The following is a 19,605-nucleotide window of genomic DNA, read 5'->3' as shown; positions in this document are numbered from 1 at the left end:
TGACACACCGCTATCGCAGCCTCGCCAGGGCTCGACAGCTCCCACAGGGTTTGGGGGAAGTCTGGGAATTGTGTGTTCGGTCGCAACCATTCGGGCTGCACAAATCAAATGTGGGAGCTGTCGAGCTTTAGCGAGGCTGCGAAGGCGGCGGCATGGTTGATAAAGAGGTTGCCTGACACACCGCCATCGCGGCCTCGCTGGGGCTCGACGGCTCCCACAGGGGGCGGGGGAAGTCTGGGAGTTGGGTGTTTGATCCCCAATCCCAACCGCAAAAAAAGCCCCATCACACTGGGCGGGGCTTTTGCATTTCAAACAACCAGCGGTCCTTAGAAAACCACACCCTGACTACGCAGGTAATCGTCATAAGTACCGCTGAAGTCGATCACACCACTCGGGCTTAGCTCGATGATGCGAGTGGCCAGGGACGATACGAACTCACGGTCATGGCTGACGAAGATCAGCGTACCCGGATAGTTCTCCAGCGCCAGGTTCAGCGCCTCGATGGATTCCATGTCCAAGTGGTTGGTCGGTTCGTCCATGATCAGCACGTTCGGCTTTTGCAGGATCAGCTTGCCGAACAGCATACGGCCTTGCTCACCACCGGAAATCACCTTCACCGACTTCAGGATCTCGTCGTTGGAGAACAGCATGCGACCCAGGGTGCCGCGAACCACTTGTTCGCCTTCCTTGGTCCAGCGGCCCATCCAGTCGAACAGGTTGGACTCGTCTTCGAAGTCCGAAGCGTGGTCCTGGGCGTAGTAGCCCAGTTCAGCCGCGTCGGTCCACTTGACGGTGCCGGCATCCGGGGTCAGTTCGTTGACCAGGGTACGCAGCAGGGTGGTCTTGCCGATACCGTTCGGGCCGATGATTGCCACGCGCTCGCCGGCCTCAACCTGGAAGCTGAAGTCCTTGAACAGCGTCTTGCCGTCAAAGCCTTTGGCCATGCGATCAACGATGACCGCCTGGCGGTGCAGCTTCTTGGTTTGGTCAAAGCGGATGAACGGGCTCACGCGGCTCGATGGCTTGACTTCGGCCAGCTGGATCTTGTCGATCGCCTTGGCGCGGGAAGTGGCCTGCTTGGCTTTCGAGGCGTTGGCCGAGAAGCGGCTGACGAAGGATTGCAGCTCGGAGATCTGCGCTTTCTTCTTGGCGTTGTCCGACAGCAACTGCTCGCGGGACTGGGTCGCCACGGTCATGTATTCGTCGTAGTTGCCCGGGAACAGACGCAGCTCGCCGTAGTCCAGGTCGGCCATGTGGGTGCAGACGCTGTTCAAGAAGTGACGGTCGTGAGAGATGATGATCATCAGGCTGTTACGCTGGGTCAGGATGTTTTCCAGCCAGCGGATGGTGTTGATGTCCAGGTGGTTGGTTGGCTCGTCGAGCAGCAACACTTCCGGATCGGAAAACAGCGCCTGGGCCAGCAGTACACGCAGCTTCCAGCCGGGTGACACTTCGCTCATCGGGCCATTGTGCTGCTCGATGCCGATACCCAGGCCCAGCAGCAATTCACCGGCGCGGGATTCGGCGGTGTAGCCGTCCATCTCGGCGAAGTCGGTTTCCAGCTCGGCCACGGCCATGCCGTCGTCTTCGGTCATTTCCGGCAGCGAGTAGATGCGGTCGCGCTCGGCCTTGACCTTCCACAGCTCTTCGTGACCCATGATCACGGTGTCGAGTACGGTGAATTCTTCGTAGGCGAACTGGTCCTGGCGCAGTTTACCCAGGCGCACGTTCGGCTCCAGCATGACCTGGCCGCCGGACGGGTCGAGGTCGCCACCGAGGATTTTCATGAAAGTCGACTTGCCGCAACCGTTGGCACCGATCAGGCCATAGCGGTTGCCTGCGCCGAACTTGACCGAAACGTTCTCAAATAGCGGCTTGGCGCCGAACTGCATGGTGATGTTAGCTGTGGAGATCAATTACTTTACCTATCAATAGCTTAGGGTGCGCTTATTTGAGCTGGGACCAATTTGGGACCAATCTGGAGCTTTTCCATTTCGCTCCAGTCCGAGCTTGAGTTGATCCAACGCGCATAAGTCGAGAGCAGCATCTGCACACTATGGCCGAGCTGCTGGGAGATGAAGGCGGGGTTCATGCCAGACATAATGCATATTGTCGCATAGGTGTGACGACAGTTGTATGGCGGCCGACGACGGATATTCAGGGCTTTCAGAGTCGGAATCCATTGCTTGTGCAGGTCAGATGTCTGTTTCACGTACTCCGAGTTCTTTGACGGCGGGAAAATGAAGGGCGTTTCCAGCACTTTCCCTTTGCCTTTTTTCCGACGCTCCGCGTACTCCCTGGCAAATTGCAGGGCGTGCATGGCCCGGTCATTCAACAAAACGAATCGGTCTCCGCCGGTTTTCGTACGCTCCACCACTTCCCCCAAGGCGATCCCGCGACACACGTGGGCCGTCCTCTTCTCTTCGTCAACCGCATCCCAGCGCATCGCCAGGGCTTCGGATAGGCGCATTCCCGTAAAAAACACAAACTCAAAAAATGCCGCATAGATCGTGCTCGGCCAGTGACTGTGCTCGTACATTTTGGCGATGACCTGGTTCGCCTCGTCCAGGGTGAACGGGTCGATTTCCTTCTTGCTACGCTTGGGCAGCTCCAGGATCGCCGCCGGGTTCTTCGGGATCAACTCCTCGGACACAGCGGAGTTCAGTATTGTCGACAGCTTCGAGATCGCGTTGCGCTTCACCCCCGGCGACTTCCACTCCCTGGAAGCCATAACCCGGCGGAGCAGCGTGGTGGTGATCAGGTCGATCCGCACCAGGGCCAGCCCGGGCATCCAGTACCTGTTTAGCGCTCCCTTGTAGTTTCCCTTCGTCCCGGCCACTACCTCACGGCTATCCAGCCAGAGCTGAGCGTACTCGCCGAAGTTGATCTTCCCGCCGGCGACATTTCTGGAGCTGGGGAATAGCTCGGCGTACTTGTCGTCGTCGAGCAACCCCAGCTTGATCAGCCCCTTTACCTGATCAACAACCTGTGAGGCTGATTTGATTCCTTTCTGTGTCGCGGGATAGGGGAGCGTTTCACTGCGCCGGCTGCCGTTCCACGTAAATCGGATGCGGATCGATCCGTGGTGGAGGTCCATTCCTGCGGGCAGACCCACTGACTTTCGAGCCATTCGTAATATCTCCTGATGCTGTAGATGATCCTGCTGCCATGCTTATTCCAGACGCCAAGAGGTATCTGGTTCCTGGCGCGCTTCGAGCGCAGCGCCGCGATGGTGGTGCCGAGGATTTCGGCCATTTGCGCCTCGGGAACCTTGTCTCCGGTGACGCCATCGTTAATTTGTTCTGCTGCTGACATGCCTACCTCCCGCCGGCCGCCGTGGGCCGCGCTGTCTTGATGATGTGAACGATGAAACCGAAGGTGATCAGTAGCCAGGCGCAGGTGCCGACGAAGGCGTAGAGGATGTCGGCTGTTTCGCCGTCCTCAAGAAGGCATGGGCCGATCCAAAAGAACCAGCAGCCGCTGCCGACCAGGTACAGCAAAGCGCCCAGCAGGATCAGGGTGAGTTTGAAAGCGAACATGGGGTGTCCTTGCCGCGCTGGGCGGCTGTCGAAATTATTTGATAATCATTATCAGTTGAGAGTATCTTTGCCGCGCTCACCCAGCAGGAGAGGCTCTTTACCGGTCTATGGATGGCGAGGCTAACCCTGCTGGGTGAGCACCTCGCCCGCCGCTCACCGGCAGGCATGTAGGGGGATTGGGGTTAAGGCTAGAGGGTTACGGCTTCCAGCTTTTGCCAACGCGGAAAACCATCATCAGGTTGTGATGGAGCGGTACTTTGAGAACGTGGTCGAAGAACTCACCCTTTCCGGAGATGAACCCTGTCGGTACCTTGCTTTCTCCGGTCCCGAATTCCCGCCAGCATTCTTCGCCACCGTTCTTTTCCCAGTAGGCGCGTTCTCGTTTCGGAATCTCGTCGTAGGTTTTCATGAATGCGGAGTGATCTGGGATATCGCAGATTCGGCGCCATGCGGGATGGCGCCTGCACCAGTCGGCGGCATGCTTAGAAGCTTGCTCGGCAGAGTAAAATTCCTGGGTGTTTTGTCCGGTCATGGCCTCGGCCCCTTATAGATGAAGACGTAGGCGAACCAGAGGGTGGCGATCATGGCGTCACCCGCTTGAACTCGACCACCCAGACCCACGGGTTGGAGTCCCAGTCGCCACCGGTGGCGTTCCACAGATTGGCGAACGCCCAGCGCGGACTCCCGAGGCATTCCTCATGGCTGGTGGTTTTGTCCCAGGCCCAGCCGGTGCGCTGCTGGTGGCCGACCACCGCCGGACAGATGCCTATGTCTTTCCAGCCGGTGCCCCCATGGGCGCACTGCTGGCCGTAGTCGGTGAAGAAGCAACCCTCGGCCTGGGCCTGTTCTTCGCTGATGTCCTGCAACCGCTCGACGCGCACGTCGGTGATCTCCAGCAGGATGCGGCTGTATTTGCGAAACATGTGGATGGCAGGTGTCCATTTGGCCACCTTGCAGTGTCCGCCATCATCGAGGTCGGCGCGGTACGTCAGCCGGCAGCCGATATCGGCGTGAGTCTCGCGCACCCACAGCCGATCTCCAGGCTTGCCATGCGGGCAAAGGTCATTGGCTCTGTCGGCCACGAACTCAGGGGTGAAATCAATCAACCACTTCGAGGCGGCGCCTTTGACTGGTCGGCGCGTGACCGTCTTCCGGCCTTCCAGGATGGCGCACACCATCGGCGCCGAGAACAGGATGGGGCGTTCTTTGGTCTGGCTCACGGCGTAACCTCCCGGCGCGCCCACTGAACATAGGGGCCGTCATCCGTATCGAAGATCCCCATCAGGAACCACTCAGGGCCCGGCGATTCGGGATCCCAGGCGGTGCAGGCGGCATCCTCGTCAGGTAGATCCTCAAGCTCGTCGCCAGAGTGCCAGCCTTTCAGTTCCAGTCCCTGTTCCTTGACCCAGGCAATGTAGGGCGCCGGGTCTTCGCCTTTGCCAAAGCTCGGAATGTTCGGGTGATACCACCAGCCGTCTGCATCGCGCTTCACCTCGACCGGCCCGAACGGCTTGCTGCCGCTGTGCGTCTCACAGGGAGTGACAAAAAGCACGTCGGAGTACTGACCATCGCCAGAGCTGAATTCCATCTTGCAGCCGCACTTGGCGGGCTCGCTGTTTACGAACGTAATCTTTTGTTCGGGCATGATTTCGTCCTTGCCGCTATATCGGCTGACTTTGAAGGGGGAGGGGTTGCGGTTAGATCAGTGCGTAGCACTGCAATTATTCAATTGCACCGTGTAAGGATTGGCGCATTACGTATTGAGAGGTGTGTGTGTCGAAATGCCATCATCTGCTTTAAACTCTGTTTCTCATCGGAGAGAGCAAACATGGACGCACATAAGCTTGAAACCCTGAAGCAACAAGCGGAGCTAATCGCTCGTGAGCAGTTTGGTGCAACTTCATCGGCTGAGATCGAGTCGATTCTTGCCGTGCTGTCGTACGAGCAAACACTGCTCCAGAAACATGGGAAGCGGCAGCCAGCTGCTTACACGTGGAGGATGCTGAAAGAACATGGGATTGTTCCGGGCGTCGAGAGAGTGGTTACCCGTGAAGCAGAAACGCAAGGCTACAGAGCTCTAGTCGGCCTTGGTTTACAGGATTTCGCTTTTGAAGCCGTTGTGGTTAGGCATCCTGATTTTTTTTCCCCTGAGGCAGTAGAACATTCGGAATCGCGCCTACGAGACTTTGAGGACGCGGTAACCTACCGGCACAAATTTTGGTGGGTAAACCATAAGCAGACCTTTAAGGCTGAGTTTGAGGGTGGCTACATTTGGTCGCCGAAAACTAATAAAAATGGTGCCCGCAACAAAACTTACGAAAATTTGACCCAGGTGGAGCCGGGGGATGTTGTGGTGTCCTACGCGGATGGCCTGATCAAAGCGATGGGCATAGCAATCAGTAATTACGCGGAAGCGCCGAAGCCTGAAGAATTTGGAACTATTGGCGAAAGCTGGGCTACTACAGGGTGGTTGGTGTCGGTCAACTGGTATGCATTAACTACTCCGATTTCGCCGAAAGCTAACATCGACAAAATCGTAAAACTTTTGCCGAAAAAAAACTCACCTCTCCAGCCAAATGGTAACGGTAACCAGGGTTGCTATCTGGCGGCCATTTCAGTTGCATTGGGTAATGTAATTTTTGGCTTCTTGGACGCCCCTGATTTGGAAGCGGTAAGCGCAACGCAAGCTTTAGTTTCCGTAGACGGGACTGGGCTGGCGGGCAATGCTCGCTTGCCGGCGGAAGAGTTACGTAAGGTTACTGCTGAGTACATTTGGAAAGCAGTCCAATATCTCCTTCAAGGTGTCCTGGCAGAGGATTTTGGACCCTCTATCGACTACGACCTGTTAGTTGATTCGAATGCCAGACTAGCTCCCAAGCAGGTCTTCGGCCTCGCTGCAACGGAAGCGTTGGGATTCAAGGTAATGCCCAAGCATTTCACTGCGGGAAGGGGGACCGTCTGTTTCGAGCTGTTGGAAGCTGCGGGTTACAAAGTCGTCCCCAAGGGTGAGCAAATCGAGATGCTCGAAATACCCATAGACACCGAGGACAGGGAGTGGGCAGAGGGCCAAGTCAAGCTGGTGTACCACCTGAAACGTGAACGCTCACCGGGTCTTTCTAAAGCCAAGAAAGCTTCATTTATCAAGAAGCATGGCCGGCTATTCTGCGAGGAGTGCGGAACAGATCCTGTCGAAGCGTATGGCGATTTTGGGGTGGCTTGTATTGAAGTTCATCATGAAGCGATCCAGGTCGCAGATATGGGCGAGCAACACAAGACTACCCTCGACCAATTGCGATGCCTGTGCGCCAACTGTCATCGTGTTCTGCATCGCAAATTGAAGGCTCAGGTTGTTCACCCTATACCGGCTAACGCTCTGCCCGACGTTATGTCCGCACCGCTTGGTTGATAGTCGGCTTCAGCTATCTCGCAAAAGAAAGAGCAAGCTGGTAACGCCTCGTTTCGGCGGGGTTTACCAGGCGGAAGATCACGTAGAGAGAATCGGATATTGGTCTTGCGGTCGCGATGCAGGTACGAGCCTGGGCCAAGTTCATCCTGAACACGGCAAAGCTCTTCAAATTGCTCCGGGAAGTCTTCGCGGATCGCTCGAAAGTAGCCTTCGCCACCTTTCACGCAGCCGATGCAGTTGGCGTTGTCGTAGCCCAGGCGGTACATCAGCGGCAACTCGATCCCTGCGCGCTGGATCATCGCCTTGCAATCCTCTTTACCCAGGCCCGCGTCAATCAGCGGGGCAATAACAGGCCGATCAGGGTTTCGGTCTCGGAAGTCATCCAGGCGGTCCACCTCTTCGGCGGTATAGCCGAATACCATAATGTCGCCCGGTTGCTTCCAGTTATCGAGCAAGCGGCGCTTCAGGAGCTTGGTGCAGGGTGCACCATTGCGACCTTTTATGAATCGCTCGCGCCGGAAAACCTGAATGATGTCCGCATCGTACTTCTCGTCGCGCAACTGCACGATCTCTTGCCCGAACCACTCCTGGCAGTCCAGCAAGAACCGCTGGTTATCCTCATGTTCGTTTGCCAGAAACGCATTGATGATCTGCACGTCGTGTGTCGCGCTGTACTGGGCCAGAGCCAGCTTGGTTGCCACCGCCGAGGCAGCGCCGCAACTGAATTGGCAGACGATTCGCGGTTGTTGTGCGGACATAGGGGATCCTCGCCGGGTATATTCGCCGGTCAAACGTCAAGGTGGGGGGAGTAAGGGATGCTGAGCGATAGTGGGAAGGAGCTGATGAAGCCTTGGATGTCAGTCCAAAATTTTGTATTGGCTTTAGCGTTAATTTTTTGCGTCGCGCTTATGAAGCTATCTAGTAGTGAGTTAGCAAGTTGGGTTCAGGCCGTTGGTTCGATCGCTGCTATATGGGGGGCGTTCGCAATTAGTAATCAGCAGTCTAAAAAACAAGAGGCTCAGCGTATTTCTGATGAGTTAGATAAAAAAGTACGTTTACGAGGGATTTTAATTTATTTGGCTCATCAGCATTTGATTAAGACGAAGCTGCTAAAGGATGCAGTGCAGCAGGAGTATTTTGGGAGCGATACCATTGGCCCTTATCTTGAGGCCAAATACAACTTGGAGTGGCCTAGCCACTTAGAAGCATTGAAGGCAATCGACATTAACAATCTTGAGCCTTTGGAAGTCGGCGTTGTGATTGATATGCAGGTTGCGACGCAATTTGCTTTGGATGTTTGTAGTCGCTTGGGTGTCAGCTGGGAGGTAGCTGGCGATAGAGAAGAGAGTGACATAGAGCGCCTGCGCTTTTTTCGAAAGGAAGCTAAGGCGAATTTTAGCTTTTTGCTAGAGGAGCATCCGCGTCGGCGACCGGTTCGCAGAAAGCAAGCTTAGCTTTGGTACACGGTTATGGCCAGCTGGCGTGATTCGTTGAAATGGGGTATTACGGGTGACCGGCATGGAGCCGGATCAAGGAGATCCACAATGAGCGACGATCATTCGATAGGCCCAGCTCGAAAACTTCAGCTCGCGAAGAACGCCGCGGCTGATGCCGCAGATGATTTTTTTGAAGAAAATTGGCCGCTTGATACTGATGAAAAATACGCTCAGTACGAAGCGCTTGAGGCCGTTGCAGCCAATGCTCTTACCGAATTTAAAGAGTTCATCCGACCTAAAGGGCCGCGCGGCGAACTTTAAATCGAAGCATTGCTGTGATGCCGTGGCAGTAATCCTGAAGTTGTTCATATGCCTTGTACTTGGCCTGGCTTCGGGTTGCTGCCCACACCCGAACCAAATCTTCCCGAGCTTCCTTGTCCCAGCTCAAATCATCCCAATCATGGTTGAACGGCAGGACCAGCCACTCTTTGAGCGGTAGGGTCTCGGCCATTTCGCCGTACTGCATTTCGTGGGTTGGGTGGTAGTTGCTGATACGCTTCTTCGGATCGTCGTCCAGCACCACGCCAATATAGTGGCCGCGATCAGCCAGGATGACGCCGGGCTTCCCGTAGGCGATGACGCGACGGCCGACTTCGGCGGGCACCTGATAGTGCTGCCGGACATATGCGCAGTTGTGGCTCATGGATTATCTCCAATCAGGCGCCGCCCTCCGGTGACCGGTGGTGGCAATTTGGTTTGGGGTGGAGTATTACGGGTGACCGGCATGGAGCCGGTGATGAATGATTTACAGAGCAAGTGCCCATTTATTTATTGAGACGCTCAGAAAATGAAGGCTCAAGAAAAACAACCAAATATAAATAAACATGGTCTTCAAAGAAAAATACCTGCGGGTGTTCGTAGGGAGGTTCGCAAACGTTGCGGGTTCGGATGCGTTATATGCGGTGCAGGGATAGTTCAATATGAGCATGTTGATCCGGAGTTTTGTGATGCTCTGATTCATAATGCAAATAACATCGCTTTATTATGTCCTTCTTGCCATGGAAAAGTTACGACTAAATTCTGGTCCAAGCAGAAAGTTATTAATGCAATGAAGTCTCCAGCGTGTCTTCAGGCTGGGTTTGTGAAGGATGTTTTCGATTTTTGCCAGGGCCACCCCCTGATAGAGTTTGGTGGCACCACCTTTGAAATGTGCACTGTCCCTTTGACGATATTCGACAGAGCCATCCTTAGAGTGGACCCGCCAGAGGAAGTTGGCGCACCGTTCAGGTTAAGTGCATGGCTGACTGACGAGAATGGCGAAGTAACACTTCGAGTTCAGGACAACGAGTGGGAGGCATACACTGATAACTGGGATGTTGAGATAAGTGGCGGAAGCATTGTGATACGCTCTGCCCCAGGCGTTATAGTACTGCGGGTCACTGTTCTTCCTCCCGACAAACTAGTAATAGATCGCTTGAAGATGCGCTTCGGCCCCGTCGGCGTGGTAGTTACGGACAATGAATTCGCTTTATACTTGAACGACATTCCAATGCATAGTTTTTCGGGATGTAAAGCGCAGTCTCTAGACAAGTTTATTGATTTGTACAGCCTTGCCCCAGGAAAGCTGCCAGCACAAAATGCACTTCAGGAAGCAGTTCGCTTGGTCAACAACAAAACATACAATTGAGTTTTGTCTAGCAAGGAATAGGACCTTATACTGGCTTTTCGATTACGTCGTCTGGTTCTGGCGGGTGGTCGGCGAGCGACTTCAGGCCCGCTATCCGAATTAGTTGCGACACCTTTTCAGTAACAACAAAAGGTGTCGTGACTCACTCAAGTGCCTGCCTGGCGGCGTTGAGTCTCAAGGTCCGATTCGCGAGTTACATCGACAACTCTCTCAGCTTCCTTTCCGTCGCACGATCAAACTGGAGGAGAAGGGCTTCAGATTGCTCCTCAGTGATGGCGCCAGTGCAAGTCAGCCCGATCACAAAGCCATTCGCTTTGGCACCGCACTTCACCGCAACGATCATTGATCCAGCATTGGCTATTTCGCTCAGAATTTTTTCAGCGTGGCGCAATGCTGCGACTGGTAAGTCGAAACTGAAACTGTTCATCATCTACTCCACACACGCAAAGTTCTAAGGCTCTAGGCTTCCCGGGGCTTTTTGCCCTCTATAAATCACGACTGCTGCAGTAAAGCGGGGTTCAAAATAATGAAAGGATCCGGCTTATGAGCTCAGGCTGGCGAAAAATATTCGTCGCCTGGATCGTTGTGTAATTCTCGCAGACTTTCGCTATGAAAGGCTCGCGCCACGTTTTCGCTAATCACGATTTCGTGGCGCGGATAGCTCAAGAAGGCCGCAAGCTCGTCGTCGGCCATCAAGTCCATCTTCATGATGGCGATCTGTAGAACCTCGCTGATGATCGGTGTCTTGCCTCTGGCGCAGATCCGCTCCATGGCCTGCTCGATACCCGGCCTGACCTTGTGCCGCAACTCCTTCTCGGCGACTGCCAGACGCTTCTGCGCTGCCTTGGCCGACCGTTCTTGTACTGACTTGGCCATGTCCTACCTCTTCTATTCCGCTGGCCGGCAGTGCGAGCCAGGTTTGACGTTTGCGTTGCTGGGGGCGGGCTATGCGGCGCATGAATCGACCTTCACCTGGTGCCAGGCGCCGACGGCTTCGAAGATGCGCGCCGCGTGGGCCTCGTCCAGCGATAGGGTGTCGGGGATGGCGATCCAGCCAGAAGCCACCATCTGACTTTGGTTGGCCTCGTCGCGCAGCTTCTTGTAGCAATGCTCGATCACGTCTTCCAGGTGGTCGGAGAGGTAAACGCCATCGGGCGCCACCTCCACCGACTTGCTGTATCTGTCACCGCGGGCGTCGATGCAGAGGGCGCTGAGGTAGATCGTCCACCGGTGAGGGATGCCGCAGACAGCCTGGCCAATCTTCCCTGGAGCGATGTTCTTCAGCGACTTGTAATTGATCATGCCCTGGCGGCCACTGGGGTCGATGTTCACCACTGCGACATGGTTGGTTGCCAGCAATGATCGGCACGAACGGGCGATGCGTGCCTGAAAATTGTGCGGCTTGCGCTTTTTCATAAAGCCTCCGCGAGTTTGCGCAGCGCTTCACGCTCGGCCCGGGTGATGGGCGGCTTGCGGCGCTTGAGGATGGTTGCCGGGTCGATGAATTCCGAACGCTTCGCCGGGTCTGGATTGATCGCCGGGCTATCGCCGATGGTGAGCTTGCCGCCGGCGGCCAGGTGCCGCCGGACCTGACTGGAAAGCTCCAGCGCTTTCTCGCGCCGAAACTCGATGTCTGATTTCAGGTTACTGATCATGATCAGGCTCCTAGGCGACGGGCTTGCGCCCGGGCTTTGTCTGCTACCTCATCAACCATGCGATTGAGCTCCAGGTTGAACTGAACCAGCTCTTTGTGCAGGTTGGCGATGTAGTCTTCGTCGCGATAAATCGTCTCGATATAGAGCTGACACTCTTCATCTTGGCGGGAATCGAAAGACAGAAAGTCCCACCACTTGCGACCTGTAACGAACATGCAGCCCTGAATCTGCGGCATATGCTCTTCGGGCATCCCTTCCAGCCAGGTCCTGACGTGTATCGCCTCGTTGAAGGGGCACTTCGACTCGGTGCCCCCATCATCGTTGATAAGGCCGTCTGGTGAGCAGCCGAGCCAGTCGTACTTCGGGTGAACGATGAACTCCGACGGCTGGACGATGTTGCCGGTCAACATCTCGTAGGCGTCCTGGGCCTTTTGCTCTTCGATGTGGCCCCACTTCATAGAGGCGCTGCTGACATTGTGCTTGGACTTCTTTGCCAGTCGCTCGAAGCACAGTTCGCGCATGTATGAGGTGCGCGCGCCCATCGGCTCGCGCTTCCCATTTTTATCAGGCTTCCCCCAGGCCATAACGTCTTTAAAGCGGCTGGCTGTTACGCGACCAGATCGGTCCGCACGCCACTTTTCAGTGCCCTGAAGTTCCGTCCTCACTATGCCGCCTCCTCTGCCTGGGACTGGTCGCCGTTATGGCCGGTCATATCTGTAAAGTCAGCATCGACGGTCGCCGCCATGGCTTTGAGGGCTTCGTGGCACTCCAGCCCGATTGCTGCACGTTGCTTTGGCTTGAGACCTGCCCATGCTGCCGCATAGGCCTCGATGTCCTGCTGCTTCGCGACGACCAGTAGGTCTGCGAAAACACCGTCAATTTCTGGTGAGGGGGATTTGGGGCCAAACGAAACGCCAGCAGCGGCAGCAGTATTTGCAGCATGCTTGGTAGGAGTGATGTCGATCTCGCCACCGTATGAGTCCTCGAATTCGTCGGGCGTGTAAACGCCGAGGATCACGTCAGGGCAGAAGAGGCGGGCCCATTTTTTTGTCACCAAGTAGGCGATCTGTTGCTTCGGGTCTTCCGCCCAAAGTGTGGAGTTGCGTGTGCGAACCTGGGTAAGCAGAAGCTCCAAAACCCGCGGCTCGTCTTCGCCCTTGAAGGTCGCCCAGACTTTAATGCCGAGCCCTTTCTCATCCTCAAAACTCCAGGCTGGAACGCGGTATTTTTTAAACTCGCCGGTGTCCTCGTCCTTCTTCGTTTTGCTGGTGACTTCGCGCATCTTCCCGATGACGTTTTCCCACGCGCCGAACCATTCAAAATTCAATCGACCTTTGACTGGTGCCTTGGCGGTGATCACTGCATTAACGAGCTGCGCCTCATAGCTCAAAGCGCCACCGTTGACGATGAACGTCTTCTGCGCGACAGCGAAGGGATTCATCTGCCACTGCATGGCCTGCAGTACTACAGCCATGCAGTCGGCTTGATTGCCCTTCAGGTGTTTTGGCACTGTGGTAACACCCTTCGACATCATCATCGCCAGGTCGCTCATCGACCTCATGGTGCCTGGGTCGAGTATGAGCGCCGCGGCGTTGTGCGATGGATCGTGGTACGTGGCGATGCCGGTTTGTGCTTGTGTGTCTGATTCGGTCATTGCGCTCTCCCTGGCCGACAAGGAATGTGTCGGCTTTCGGGTGGAAGGGTGGTTAGAAGCGGATGGCGCGTAGCCAAGCGCGAGCGGTGTCGAGAGGTACGTCGAAGCCCAGCGCTACAACCTCGACAATGTCTTCAACTGCCGGCGCGGTCGTAGTCAAATCGTCCTGTTCAGCGTCGGTCGTCTGTGAGCTGACTGGTGCGACCTCGGCCTTCGCTTCGATCGAGGCAGGAGCCGTAGCAATGACCGGCGCCGGCGCGGCTGCTTGGGCGCGCAGACGGGCCAGCTCTTCCTGGTCACGCTGATATTGGGCATCGCGCTCGCGCTGCTGGCGCTGCTGTTCTTCTTGCTGCTCGCGTTGTTGGCGTTGCTGGGCTTCCATGTCGCGACGCTGCTGGTCCAGCTCGTCCTGCTGCTTCTTTAACCGCAGACGGTCTTCCTCGGCGCGCTGCTTACGCAGTTCTTCAGCCTCAGCGTCGGCGATGCGTTGTTTCTCGCGCAGGTCGTCCAGCTCTTTCTGCTGAGCCAGCAGCTTGGCAGCAGCTTCCTCTCGATCAATGGCAGCCTTGTGTAGCGCTTCCAATTGCTCAATGGCGTTGTCGCGAGCGATGGTGCCTTCAGCTTCAAATTCGCCATATTCTTCGGGCAGAATCACCGACTCCTTAACGCCCTGCAGAATTCCGGCGACGTCGGCAGCGCTGCGGCTTGCGTATGCGGCAGCGACAGAGCTGAAGCGGGTAATCTTTGCCCGGATGGCTTCGACACGCTCAGCCTCGACACGCTCGCGCTCTGCCTTGGCATCAGCAATACGCTTTTCTTCGGCCTTGATCGCTTCATCCACAGGCTCTTCAATCGCCAGCACACGAGTCTTGAGCGTTTCACCGAACTCCTTGACTTGATTGACGCGAGCCTGAGCTTCTTTGACCTTTTGCTGATATGGCACCAATGCGGTTTTGGTGGTCTTATCCAGGGCGTAGCGCACATCGCGGATATCGACGCGAACTTCCTTCGCGCTCGCCAAGCCTTCGCTCGTCGAGCAGTCAACGACCAGCTTCGCGTAAGTTGTTTCCAGGCGAACGATTTGCTCCTCGTGCGGCCGATACTCCGCGATGTCGGTGACTGCGACAGCTGGGGCAATGGACTTCTTGGATTCTTCGGTTTCGCCCATTTCGAGCGATTCTTGTGCAGGTGCTTTTTTAGTATTTGTGGACATGACGATCCCTCGCCGCGCCTGGCGCAGCATTGAAGTTTTGTGGTGGGGTGGCGCCGTTAAGCGGCGGAAACAATAGAGGCGCTGTAGTTGGCGTAAATCTTGTCGATGCGCGCCCGGAAGTACCGATGTTCGGCCTCGTCAATGGCCCGCAGCATGAAGGCCAGGGTGACGCAGGATGTCGCTGCCGAACTGGCGTTGGGCTGGCCAAGGTTGCGGATCATGTTTTCGATCTCTGCCTCGATCCAGCTGACGGCGTTCTGGTGGTCTCGCTGGGCGGTGTTCATGTCTCTCCCCCAACCGGCGGACAAATGCTTTCCATCTGAGCCATAACCAGTCCAATGCGACGCTTGAGGCTGGCACGCTCTGCGAGCCGGCGGACTTCACGCTCTGCCAAATCTTTCTCGGTGTATTCGTGAAAGAGGGCGGCGCGGCTTTGCGGTGTTCGCTCCGGGAAGTCCCAGCGCCTGTCTGATTCCCTGGCCTGGGCGCTATCCGCGTAGCTGGTTGGCATGGCGAGTCTCCAGGCTCCGGGCCAGGGCGCAGGCTTCGTTGTGGTTGCGGCGAAACCCTTTCACCTTGCCGGTGGCGGAATCAACGACGTGGAAGAACTCATTCCCGGCCGGGATGACTCGAAAAAGCGGCGATTTCTTCGGGGCGCTGGAGCCGACCAGCCCAAGACAAAGGGCCAAGGACATATTGCGGCGCTGGTGCATTGCTAGCGCTACATCACAGTAAGCGTGGTGACTTTGGTTCATGATCGTCTCCAGGGTGGCGTGTCAGTCGTGGTTGCTGATAACTCGGCCGATGCTGTGCACTTCCATCACATCGATGTGTTCAAGCTCTTCGATGGTCTCAACGAACTCATCAAGGTTTCCGTTTCGGTCCAAAGTGACGATTGCCCACTCAGTTACGAGGCGAGTGATCTTCGCTTTGACCCGGCGAGGCTTTGCGGAATCGCTCATGGCGACCTCTAGTGTTTGGGGTTAGGCGATAACGATTGCAGCCAAATGCGCTCGGCAGTCCCGGACGCGGTCGGCGGCTGTTTGAAGCTCAGCACCAAGAGCCTTGAGGGCGCCCAGGTGAATCATTTCCCGACCACGAATCAGCGTTCCCTGATAAGTGCGGCTGTCGCAGGTGGATACCGCCACAGTCACGCCGTTTACGGTGACCGAATAGCCTTGCTGCCCGGCATGACCGCGAACGGTTGCGAGTCGTTCGGACGCGATCTGATGGGATTTTTCGGCCGACTCCAGAGCCTTTACCGCCTCCGTGATCGCCTCCGTATATTTGCTCATGACTTGCTCCAGTGGTGGGTTCACCTGTATTCGTCAACACTCATGCCTCCCGCTGGTTGCCGATGGGCGCGGGGGAGGAGTGCTGACGTAATAGAGGTGGGGAAGGGTGCCCAGGCCCGCTACTGGCGACGGCCTGGGTTTGTTGCGTCAGCGGTGTGGCCCGTTGCCCGCTGCTGATTGCAGGGCTGGCCGGTCGTCTTCGGTGTGGGCTTCGAGCTTCCTACTCACAGCGTCAAACAGCATCTGTTCGCCGTGGATCACAGGTCCTTACAACATGCACGCTACAGCTCTGAATGCCCTGGCTAAGTGGGGCAGGGTGCATGAGGTCCGGCGGTCCCAGCCGAAGCTATCGGGCCCGCTAATTCAAATCTTGTGGAGCTGGCCGTGACCCGCTACTGGCGTCGGTCACCGGCTTGAATCAAATGTTCTTCCAGCCGCGGGCCTTTCGGCTTGTTCTCCCGCTGGATAACTGTTCTTGGCGCTTTACGCTGCACGCCCGGGTCAGTTGCCAACCCTCTGAACCGTTTAGGCCGGTTCATCGCTGCCTTGAATCTGGGCCGGTGGTGATCCGGCAAGTGGTGTCACTAAAGAACGGTGCAGCTTTCGCTGCTGGCCGGCGTTGTTCGTTGCTGGCTTGAGTTGAAATATAAGGCAGCTTATTTTATCCGTCAATAAGCATGCTTATATTTTTTCTTGCAAGCGATAAAAAGCCCGCTCACTGGCGGGCTCATTTAGGAATCGCAGTACTCGCGCCAGCCGATCCTGACGGCGCCGTCATCCAAGTGCTCGATCCTTATCCCCGCAGTGTCGCCGATGTCTTGGATGACCTGGCGCCATGCTTCAGGGCTTTCGTCGTCGCGCCTGGAAACCTCAACCAACTGAATCCTCTGGACTCGAGGTGAGGCGATCAAGCCTTGCAGTCGGCGACCCACAAGCTCGTAGGAGTTTCTCGGTTTCGGTGTGGGGTAGGGTGCCTGGATCATGCGTCGCTCCTTGCGAATACTGTATGTATACACAGTATTGATGCTGACATATCTTGGCAAGAGGGCGGCGAGAGGTTTCATGCATAAATGCATACATTGCGTGATGATGGGTGTTATCAATACCGCGAAGAAACCCGCTATCGGGCGGATGTCTAATTGCCATCATTTCGATACAATCGCGCCCGGCTGAGCATAAGCTATGCCAATGACGGCGCAACGGAGTGATGATATGACGATGGGGAAGGTGGCGGGCGCCACACTACTTGCAGTAATGACGGTCCTGGGCGGCTGCGCGAGTATTGTGAGCGATAGCAAGCCAAAGGTTGGGCTGTACAGCCTGCCTACAAATGCCAACTATGTAATCAAAGACAGCAAGGGCAGTGTATTACTGAAGGGGGTCACACCAGGCACGGCACTGTTGGAGACCAGCCGAGGCTACTTTCAAAGCCAAAGCTATACCGTCACTTTCCAGAAGGACGGATACACCGAGACGACGGTTCCCCTGAAATCTACAGTTAGCGGCTGGTATTGGGGAAATCTGCTGATTGGCGGTTTGATCGGCATGCTGATCGTAGATCCGCTGACAGGCGCCATGTACACATTGCCAGAAGACGCCACGGGAAACCTTTCTGCTGTTGCATTACCTCAAGCCTCGTTGTCACCAACGCCTAGCGCTTCACAGTAAATACGACTTCACAAAAAGCCCGCACCTAGGCGGGCTTCTTGGTCGTGGATAAGACACCAGAGAGGAGGGCGCTATATCCTTAGGCCTAGCCTCTCACACTTCATTCTCGCCATGGTGTTGTTTCGCGCAGGATTAGTAGTTTTATCGCTAGTCATGACTTTGTCGCCGCGAAGCAGGAACATCCATAGCACTTGGCCGTCATAGCCCCCGTAGATATTTTTTGCATTGATAACCACGCAAACGGCATAACCGAATCTACGTCCGAGGAAGCCATCATAGGCTTGTATCGGTTCGCTCAAATAACGGTACTTATTTGACTCTGGATCCGGCTGCTCTTGAGCCAGGTACGCCTGGATCGTTTCTTTATAGTCGAATGGATAAGGGCCGAAATCCGGGTTGGCCAGTTGCTCTGGGGTGGGCTTAAAGCATCCGGAAAGGAGAAGCGAGGCGGTGCAAGCGATGAGCAGTTTCTTTAGCATGAGGGTCCCTCTCTGGCTGATGCCGCACTTTACCATCCGTGGTACACAGCCACCATTGGTGGGAAGCGTCACGAGAGTGTGGCGTGTGCAAAATCAGCATAAAAGGTTTGATTGAGGGACCGGCAGTGTTGATCATGAAGCGCTTAATCAGAATGGAGCGGTTATGACACGGGTATGGAAGATTTCAGCATTTCTCTGGTTGGGGGTTCTCAGCTCCTGCACGATGACAGGACCAAAGTTCACGCCACTTGAAAACGTTGATTCTCAAAACGGTGTTCTCTATGTCTACCGGCCCAGTAATTACGATATGGGCCTGATGACCGCCTTGATTTCTTTGGACGGAAAGCAGATAGCGTCTCTAGAGAACGGTGGTTACGTAGCTGTGCCTGTTACGCCAGGTGAGCACACGATCACCCAGAAATGGAAGGCTGGAATTTTGGGCAATTCCGATCTTGAGGGGGGCACCACGACCACTGTAGTCGGTGTTAAACGCTCAGATGCCTCCTACCTTAGCCTCACATCCAACAGCACGAGAGTGCAGGCAAAACGATTCAATGCTGTCGCTGTTGACCTGCAGTGGCAGCTCAATAAAGTGCCTGCAGATCAGGCATTGCCCGAGATTTCTCAATGTAGAAAGGTTGAGGCGATCTAGCCCTACGGCAGGCGATATCTAGAGCCAATCGCAGGCAAAAAAAGCCCGCGCAATGGCGGGCTCTCTGTGACACCTGGGGCGCCGATCCTTCAGCGCAGCCGGTCTGCAATCCCTAGGATTACCTGCTCAATGGTGGCTCGACGAAGGGCAGGTACAAGAATCCCGGCGCTGGGCCGGGCTCACTAGTCGAGCAGATGGGTACCTTGTCGTGACATCACCATCTCCTCCAGGATCTCGCGGACAAGCTTATTGATTCCCTCTTCTCCACAATAATGGCTGCGCTCTATCTGTGAGATGGTGAACTGGTTTGTGCCTGGTCCAGCCACGTTTATCGACAAGCACCCGTCTTCGTTAATCGAGCATGTGACAGTGCACTGCGGAAGCCGACCAGAAAGGAGGTGTTCGAGATCGAGCTTGCTTAGCGCGTCCATTAAGATTCCGTAATTATAGGCGTTAACACCTAAGCCTAGCTGCCCGGGGAAGTGTGTAAATGGTGGCCTATCGCTCGGTGAAGATGAGCCCGCGCTTTGTCAGGGAAACTCCCGAGACAGATGAGAGGAGCGGACCAATAGGGTCGCAATCCGCGCTGTAGTGATAAGCCCCTGAGACCAGCCCTAGCGTGATCATCTCTCGCAGACCAAATAAAACCAGGTCCTGATCGCCGACCAGATTCACGGAGTCAATTTTGATGTCACCAGACATTTGCTCTAGCAGGGCTTGGATCAATTGGGCGTTGTCGTCGATGTACATAGCACTACGAAAGGTGGCGTGATGGCAGTTCGATTCTACGCGGTGTCTAGAAGTTCAGTTCGACTGCCTGTTTATGTCGGGAGTGAGGTAAACCTCCTGGCAGGCCTAGACATGGCTCCATTTCGGATAGTGGAACACGTTGCCGCGGGCAAAAAAAAGCCCGCTTATGGG

27 protein-coding genes are annotated in these 19,605 nt (G+C 55.7%); 6 read left to right on the top strand and 21 right to left on the bottom strand.

The genetic code is table 11. The features are described 5' to 3' along the window. Window positions 1-326: 326 nt before the first annotated feature. The 6 genes from JFU58_RS02580 to JFU58_RS02555 all read right to left on the bottom strand — a co-directional run bounded on the left by JFU58_RS02580 (window position 327) and on the right by JFU58_RS02555 (window position 5,184). Window positions 327-1,916 carry an ABC-F family ATPase gene (locus tag JFU58_RS02580; protein ID WP_008436174.1) on the bottom strand — a complete coding sequence of 530 codons (1,590 nt, stop codon included), beginning with the start codon at window positions 1,914-1,916 and terminating at the stop codon, window positions 327-329. A 20-nt stretch (window positions 1,917-1,936) separates the two neighbouring features. Then, complete coding sequence (locus JFU58_RS02575; protein ID WP_201139804.1) at window positions 1,937-3,130, bottom strand: tyrosine-type recombinase/integrase; 1,194 nt, start codon at window positions 3,128-3,130, stop codon at window positions 1,937-1,939. Window positions 3,131-3,317: 187 nt separating this feature from the next. Further along, a complete protein-coding gene (locus JFU58_RS02570; protein ID WP_201139803.1) occupies window positions 3,318-3,539 on the bottom strand; it encodes a hypothetical protein in 222 nt (73 codons plus the stop codon). A 196-nt stretch (window positions 3,540-3,735) separates the two neighbouring features. After that, window positions 3,736-4,071, bottom strand: coding sequence for a hypothetical protein (locus JFU58_RS02565; RefSeq protein WP_201139802.1), 336 nt, complete (start codon window positions 4,069-4,071; stop codon window positions 3,736-3,738). A 49-nt stretch (window positions 4,072-4,120) separates the two neighbouring features. Continuing rightward, entirely contained in the window at window positions 4,121-4,759 is a 639-nt protein-coding gene (locus tag JFU58_RS02560; RefSeq protein WP_201139801.1) for a hypothetical protein, read from the bottom strand. Next, window positions 4,756-5,184 carry a hypothetical protein gene (locus tag JFU58_RS02555; RefSeq protein WP_242488199.1) on the bottom strand — a complete coding sequence of 143 codons (429 nt, stop codon included), beginning with the start codon at window positions 5,182-5,184 and terminating at the stop codon, window positions 4,756-4,758. Before JFU58_RS02555 ends, JFU58_RS02560 begins: the two co-directional genes overlap by 4 nt. A 183-nt stretch (window positions 5,185-5,367) precedes the next feature. Here JFU58_RS02555 and JFU58_RS02550 point away from each other — a divergent pair, with 183 nt between their 5' ends. Continuing rightward, complete coding sequence (locus JFU58_RS02550; RefSeq protein WP_201139800.1) at window positions 5,368-6,945, top strand: HNH endonuclease; 1,578 nt, start codon at window positions 5,368-5,370, stop codon at window positions 6,943-6,945. Here JFU58_RS02550 and JFU58_RS02545 read toward each other — a convergent pair. Further along, window positions 6,891-7,703 carry a hypothetical protein gene (locus tag JFU58_RS02545; RefSeq protein ID WP_201139799.1) on the bottom strand — a complete coding sequence of 271 codons (813 nt, stop codon included), beginning with the start codon at window positions 7,701-7,703 and terminating at the stop codon, window positions 6,891-6,893. The genes JFU58_RS02550 and JFU58_RS02545 overlap by 55 nt on opposite strands. Before the next feature lie 57 nt (window positions 7,704-7,760). Here JFU58_RS02545 and JFU58_RS02540 point away from each other — a divergent pair, with 57 nt between their 5' ends. Next, on the top strand, window positions 7,761-8,399 hold the full coding sequence (locus tag JFU58_RS02540) for a hypothetical protein (protein ID WP_099491225.1): 639 nt from the start codon (window positions 7,761-7,763) through the stop codon (window positions 8,397-8,399). A 90-nt stretch (window positions 8,400-8,489) separates the two neighbouring features. Continuing rightward, entirely contained in the window at window positions 8,490-8,702 is a 213-nt protein-coding gene (locus JFU58_RS02535) for a hypothetical protein (protein ID WP_201139798.1), read from the top strand. Here JFU58_RS02535 and JFU58_RS02530 read toward each other — a convergent pair. Continuing rightward, window positions 8,677-9,084, bottom strand: coding sequence for a hypothetical protein (locus tag JFU58_RS02530; protein WP_201139797.1), 408 nt, complete (start codon window positions 9,082-9,084; stop codon window positions 8,677-8,679). The genes JFU58_RS02535 and JFU58_RS02530 overlap by 26 nt on opposite strands. A gap of 144 nt (window positions 9,085-9,228) precedes the next feature. On the opposite strand from JFU58_RS02530, the gene JFU58_RS02525 reads away from it, so the two are divergent. Then, window positions 9,229-10,068 carry an HNH endonuclease gene (locus tag JFU58_RS02525; RefSeq protein ID WP_201139796.1) on the top strand — a complete coding sequence of 280 codons (840 nt, stop codon included), beginning with the start codon at window positions 9,229-9,231 and terminating at the stop codon, window positions 10,066-10,068. Window positions 10,069-10,261: 193 nt separating this feature from the next. Here JFU58_RS02525 and JFU58_RS02520 read toward each other — a convergent pair whose 3' ends face one another. The 12 genes from JFU58_RS02520 to JFU58_RS02465 form a co-directional block, all read right to left on the bottom strand. Next, the gene (locus tag JFU58_RS02520) at window positions 10,262-10,495 is read right to left on the bottom strand and encodes a hypothetical protein (protein WP_201139795.1); all 234 of its coding nucleotides are present in this window, start codon (window positions 10,493-10,495) and stop codon (window positions 10,262-10,264) included. 122 nt (window positions 10,496-10,617) lie between these two features. After that, a complete protein-coding gene (locus JFU58_RS02515) occupies window positions 10,618-10,944 on the bottom strand; it encodes a hypothetical protein (protein ID WP_201139794.1) in 327 nt (108 codons plus the stop codon). A 69-nt stretch (window positions 10,945-11,013) separates the two neighbouring features. Beyond that, window positions 11,014-11,484: a hypothetical protein gene (locus tag JFU58_RS02510; RefSeq protein WP_063030641.1), complete on the bottom strand. Its 471-nt coding sequence runs from the start codon at window positions 11,482-11,484 to the stop codon at window positions 11,014-11,016. Beyond that, window positions 11,481-11,723, bottom strand: coding sequence for a hypothetical protein (locus JFU58_RS02505; protein WP_063030639.1), 243 nt, complete (start codon window positions 11,721-11,723; stop codon window positions 11,481-11,483). Before JFU58_RS02505 ends, JFU58_RS02510 begins: the two co-directional genes overlap by 4 nt. A 2-nt stretch (window positions 11,724-11,725) precedes the next feature. Next, on the bottom strand, window positions 11,726-12,388 hold the full coding sequence (locus tag JFU58_RS02500; RefSeq protein ID WP_063030637.1) for a lambda exonuclease family protein: 663 nt from the start codon (window positions 12,386-12,388) through the stop codon (window positions 11,726-11,728). Further along, the gene (locus JFU58_RS02495) at window positions 12,388-13,377 is read right to left on the bottom strand and encodes a RecT family recombinase (protein ID WP_201139793.1); all 990 of its coding nucleotides are present in this window, start codon (window positions 13,375-13,377) and stop codon (window positions 12,388-12,390) included. The genes JFU58_RS02500 and JFU58_RS02495 overlap by 1 nt, the downstream gene beginning before the upstream one ends. Before the next feature lie 52 nt (window positions 13,378-13,429). Then, complete coding sequence (locus JFU58_RS02490; protein WP_242488198.1) at window positions 13,430-14,590, bottom strand: hypothetical protein; 1,161 nt, start codon at window positions 14,588-14,590, stop codon at window positions 13,430-13,432. Window positions 14,591-14,646: 56 nt separating this feature from the next. Continuing rightward, a complete protein-coding gene (locus JFU58_RS02485) occupies window positions 14,647-14,874 on the bottom strand; it encodes a hypothetical protein (RefSeq protein ID WP_201139792.1) in 228 nt (75 codons plus the stop codon). Between the two features lie 204 nt (window positions 14,875-15,078). Then, window positions 15,079-15,345 carry a hypothetical protein gene (locus JFU58_RS02480; RefSeq protein ID WP_201139791.1) on the bottom strand — a complete coding sequence of 89 codons (267 nt, stop codon included), beginning with the start codon at window positions 15,343-15,345 and terminating at the stop codon, window positions 15,079-15,081. Window positions 15,346-15,366: 21 nt separating this feature from the next. Continuing rightward, window positions 15,367-15,552: a hypothetical protein gene (locus tag JFU58_RS02475; RefSeq protein ID WP_201139790.1), complete on the bottom strand. Its 186-nt coding sequence runs from the start codon at window positions 15,550-15,552 to the stop codon at window positions 15,367-15,369. Window positions 15,553-15,573: 21 nt separating this feature from the next. Next, on the bottom strand, window positions 15,574-15,885 hold the full coding sequence (locus tag JFU58_RS02470; RefSeq protein WP_177033766.1) for a hypothetical protein: 312 nt from the start codon (window positions 15,883-15,885) through the stop codon (window positions 15,574-15,576). A 731-nt stretch (window positions 15,886-16,616) separates the two neighbouring features. Continuing rightward, window positions 16,617-16,868, bottom strand: coding sequence for a DUF1654 domain-containing protein (locus JFU58_RS02465; protein WP_201139789.1), 252 nt, complete (start codon window positions 16,866-16,868; stop codon window positions 16,617-16,619). Between the two features lie 229 nt (window positions 16,869-17,097). Between JFU58_RS02465 and JFU58_RS02460 the strand changes: the two genes are divergently transcribed. Next, the gene (locus JFU58_RS02460; protein WP_201139788.1) at window positions 17,098-17,553 is read left to right on the top strand and encodes a hypothetical protein; all 456 of its coding nucleotides are present in this window, start codon (window positions 17,098-17,100) and stop codon (window positions 17,551-17,553) included. A 71-nt stretch (window positions 17,554-17,624) separates the two neighbouring features. Here JFU58_RS02460 and JFU58_RS02455 read toward each other — a convergent pair whose 3' ends face one another. Then, a complete protein-coding gene (locus tag JFU58_RS02455) occupies window positions 17,625-18,032 on the bottom strand; it encodes a hypothetical protein (RefSeq protein ID WP_201139787.1) in 408 nt (135 codons plus the stop codon). A gap of 163 nt (window positions 18,033-18,195) precedes the next feature. Here JFU58_RS02455 and JFU58_RS02450 point away from each other — a divergent pair, with 163 nt between their 5' ends. Continuing rightward, window positions 18,196-18,684, top strand: coding sequence for a DUF2846 domain-containing protein (locus JFU58_RS02450; RefSeq protein ID WP_201139786.1), 489 nt, complete (start codon window positions 18,196-18,198; stop codon window positions 18,682-18,684). Window positions 18,685-19,605 lie beyond the last annotated feature (921 nt).

The organism is Pseudomonas sp. TH34 (assembly GCF_016650865.1).
In the GTDB taxonomy this organism is placed as follows: Bacteria; Pseudomonadota; Gammaproteobacteria; order Pseudomonadales; family Pseudomonadaceae; genus Aquipseudomonas; species Aquipseudomonas yamanorum.
This window is presented reverse-complemented; position numbering and strand designations above follow the sequence as displayed.

What these genes read in the sequence shown, in the direction of transcription:
- JFU58_RS02565 (WP_201139802.1), bottom strand. Translation starts at nt 4,071, where the DNA reads ATGACCGGACAAAACACCCAGGAATTTTACTCTGCCGAGCAAGCTTCT.
- JFU58_RS02470 (WP_177033766.1), bottom strand. Translation starts at nt 15,885, where the DNA reads ATGAGCAAATATACGGAGGCGATCACGGAGGCGGTAAAGGCTCTGGAG.
- JFU58_RS02485 (WP_201139792.1), bottom strand. Translation starts at nt 14,874, where the DNA reads ATGAACACCGCCCAGCGAGACCACCAGAACGCCGTCAGCTGGATCGAG.
- JFU58_RS02520 (WP_201139795.1), bottom strand. Translation starts at nt 10,495, where the DNA reads ATGAACAGTTTCAGTTTCGACTTACCAGTCGCAGCATTGCGCCACGCT.
- JFU58_RS02575 (WP_201139804.1), bottom strand. Translation starts at nt 3,130, where the DNA reads ATGGCTCGAAAGTCAGTGGGTCTGCCCGCAGGAATGGACCTCCACCAC.
- JFU58_RS02525 (WP_201139796.1), top strand. Translation starts at nt 9,229, where the DNA reads ATGAAGGCTCAAGAAAAACAACCAAATATAAATAAACATGGTCTTCAA.
- JFU58_RS02465 (WP_201139789.1), bottom strand. Translation starts at nt 16,868, where the DNA reads ATGATCCAGGCACCCTACCCCACACCGAAACCGAGAAACTCCTACGAG.
- JFU58_RS02545 (WP_201139799.1), bottom strand. Translation starts at nt 7,703, where the DNA reads ATGTCCGCACAACAACCGCGAATCGTCTGCCAATTCAGTTGCGGCGCT.
- JFU58_RS02570 (WP_201139803.1), bottom strand. Translation starts at nt 3,539, where the DNA reads ATGTTCGCTTTCAAACTCACCCTGATCCTGCTGGGCGCTTTGCTGTAC.
- JFU58_RS02540 (WP_099491225.1), top strand. Translation starts at nt 7,761, where the DNA reads ATGCTGAGCGATAGTGGGAAGGAGCTGATGAAGCCTTGGATGTCAGTC.
- JFU58_RS02510 (WP_063030641.1), bottom strand. Translation starts at nt 11,484, where the DNA reads ATGAAAAAGCGCAAGCCGCACAATTTTCAGGCACGCATCGCCCGTTCG.
- JFU58_RS02480 (WP_201139791.1), bottom strand. Translation starts at nt 15,345, where the DNA reads ATGAACCAAAGTCACCACGCTTACTGTGATGTAGCGCTAGCAATGCAC.
- JFU58_RS02490 (WP_242488198.1), bottom strand. Translation starts at nt 14,590, where the DNA reads ATGTCCACAAATACTAAAAAAGCACCTGCACAAGAATCGCTCGAAATG.
- JFU58_RS02495 (WP_201139793.1), bottom strand. Translation starts at nt 13,377, where the DNA reads ATGACCGAATCAGACACACAAGCACAAACCGGCATCGCCACGTACCAC.
- JFU58_RS02555 (WP_242488199.1), bottom strand. Translation starts at nt 5,184, where the DNA reads ATGCCCGAACAAAAGATTACGTTCGTAAACAGCGAGCCCGCCAAGTGC.
- JFU58_RS02505 (WP_063030639.1), bottom strand. Translation starts at nt 11,723, where the DNA reads ATGATCAGTAACCTGAAATCAGACATCGAGTTTCGGCGCGAGAAAGCG.
- JFU58_RS02450 (WP_201139786.1), top strand. Translation starts at nt 18,196, where the DNA reads ATGACACGGGTATGGAAGATTTCAGCATTTCTCTGGTTGGGGGTTCTC.
- JFU58_RS02460 (WP_201139788.1), top strand. Translation starts at nt 17,098, where the DNA reads ATGACGATGGGGAAGGTGGCGGGCGCCACACTACTTGCAGTAATGACG.
- JFU58_RS02515 (WP_201139794.1), bottom strand. Translation starts at nt 10,944, where the DNA reads ATGGCCAAGTCAGTACAAGAACGGTCGGCCAAGGCAGCGCAGAAGCGT.
- JFU58_RS02455 (WP_201139787.1), bottom strand. Translation starts at nt 18,032, where the DNA reads ATGCTAAAGAAACTGCTCATCGCTTGCACCGCCTCGCTTCTCCTTTCC.
- JFU58_RS02475 (WP_201139790.1), bottom strand. Translation starts at nt 15,552, where the DNA reads ATGAGCGATTCCGCAAAGCCTCGCCGGGTCAAAGCGAAGATCACTCGC.
- JFU58_RS02535 (WP_201139798.1), top strand. Translation starts at nt 8,490, where the DNA reads ATGAGCGACGATCATTCGATAGGCCCAGCTCGAAAACTTCAGCTCGCG.
- JFU58_RS02550 (WP_201139800.1), top strand. Translation starts at nt 5,368, where the DNA reads ATGGACGCACATAAGCTTGAAACCCTGAAGCAACAAGCGGAGCTAATC.
- JFU58_RS02530 (WP_201139797.1), bottom strand. Translation starts at nt 9,084, where the DNA reads ATGAGCCACAACTGCGCATATGTCCGGCAGCACTATCAGGTGCCCGCC.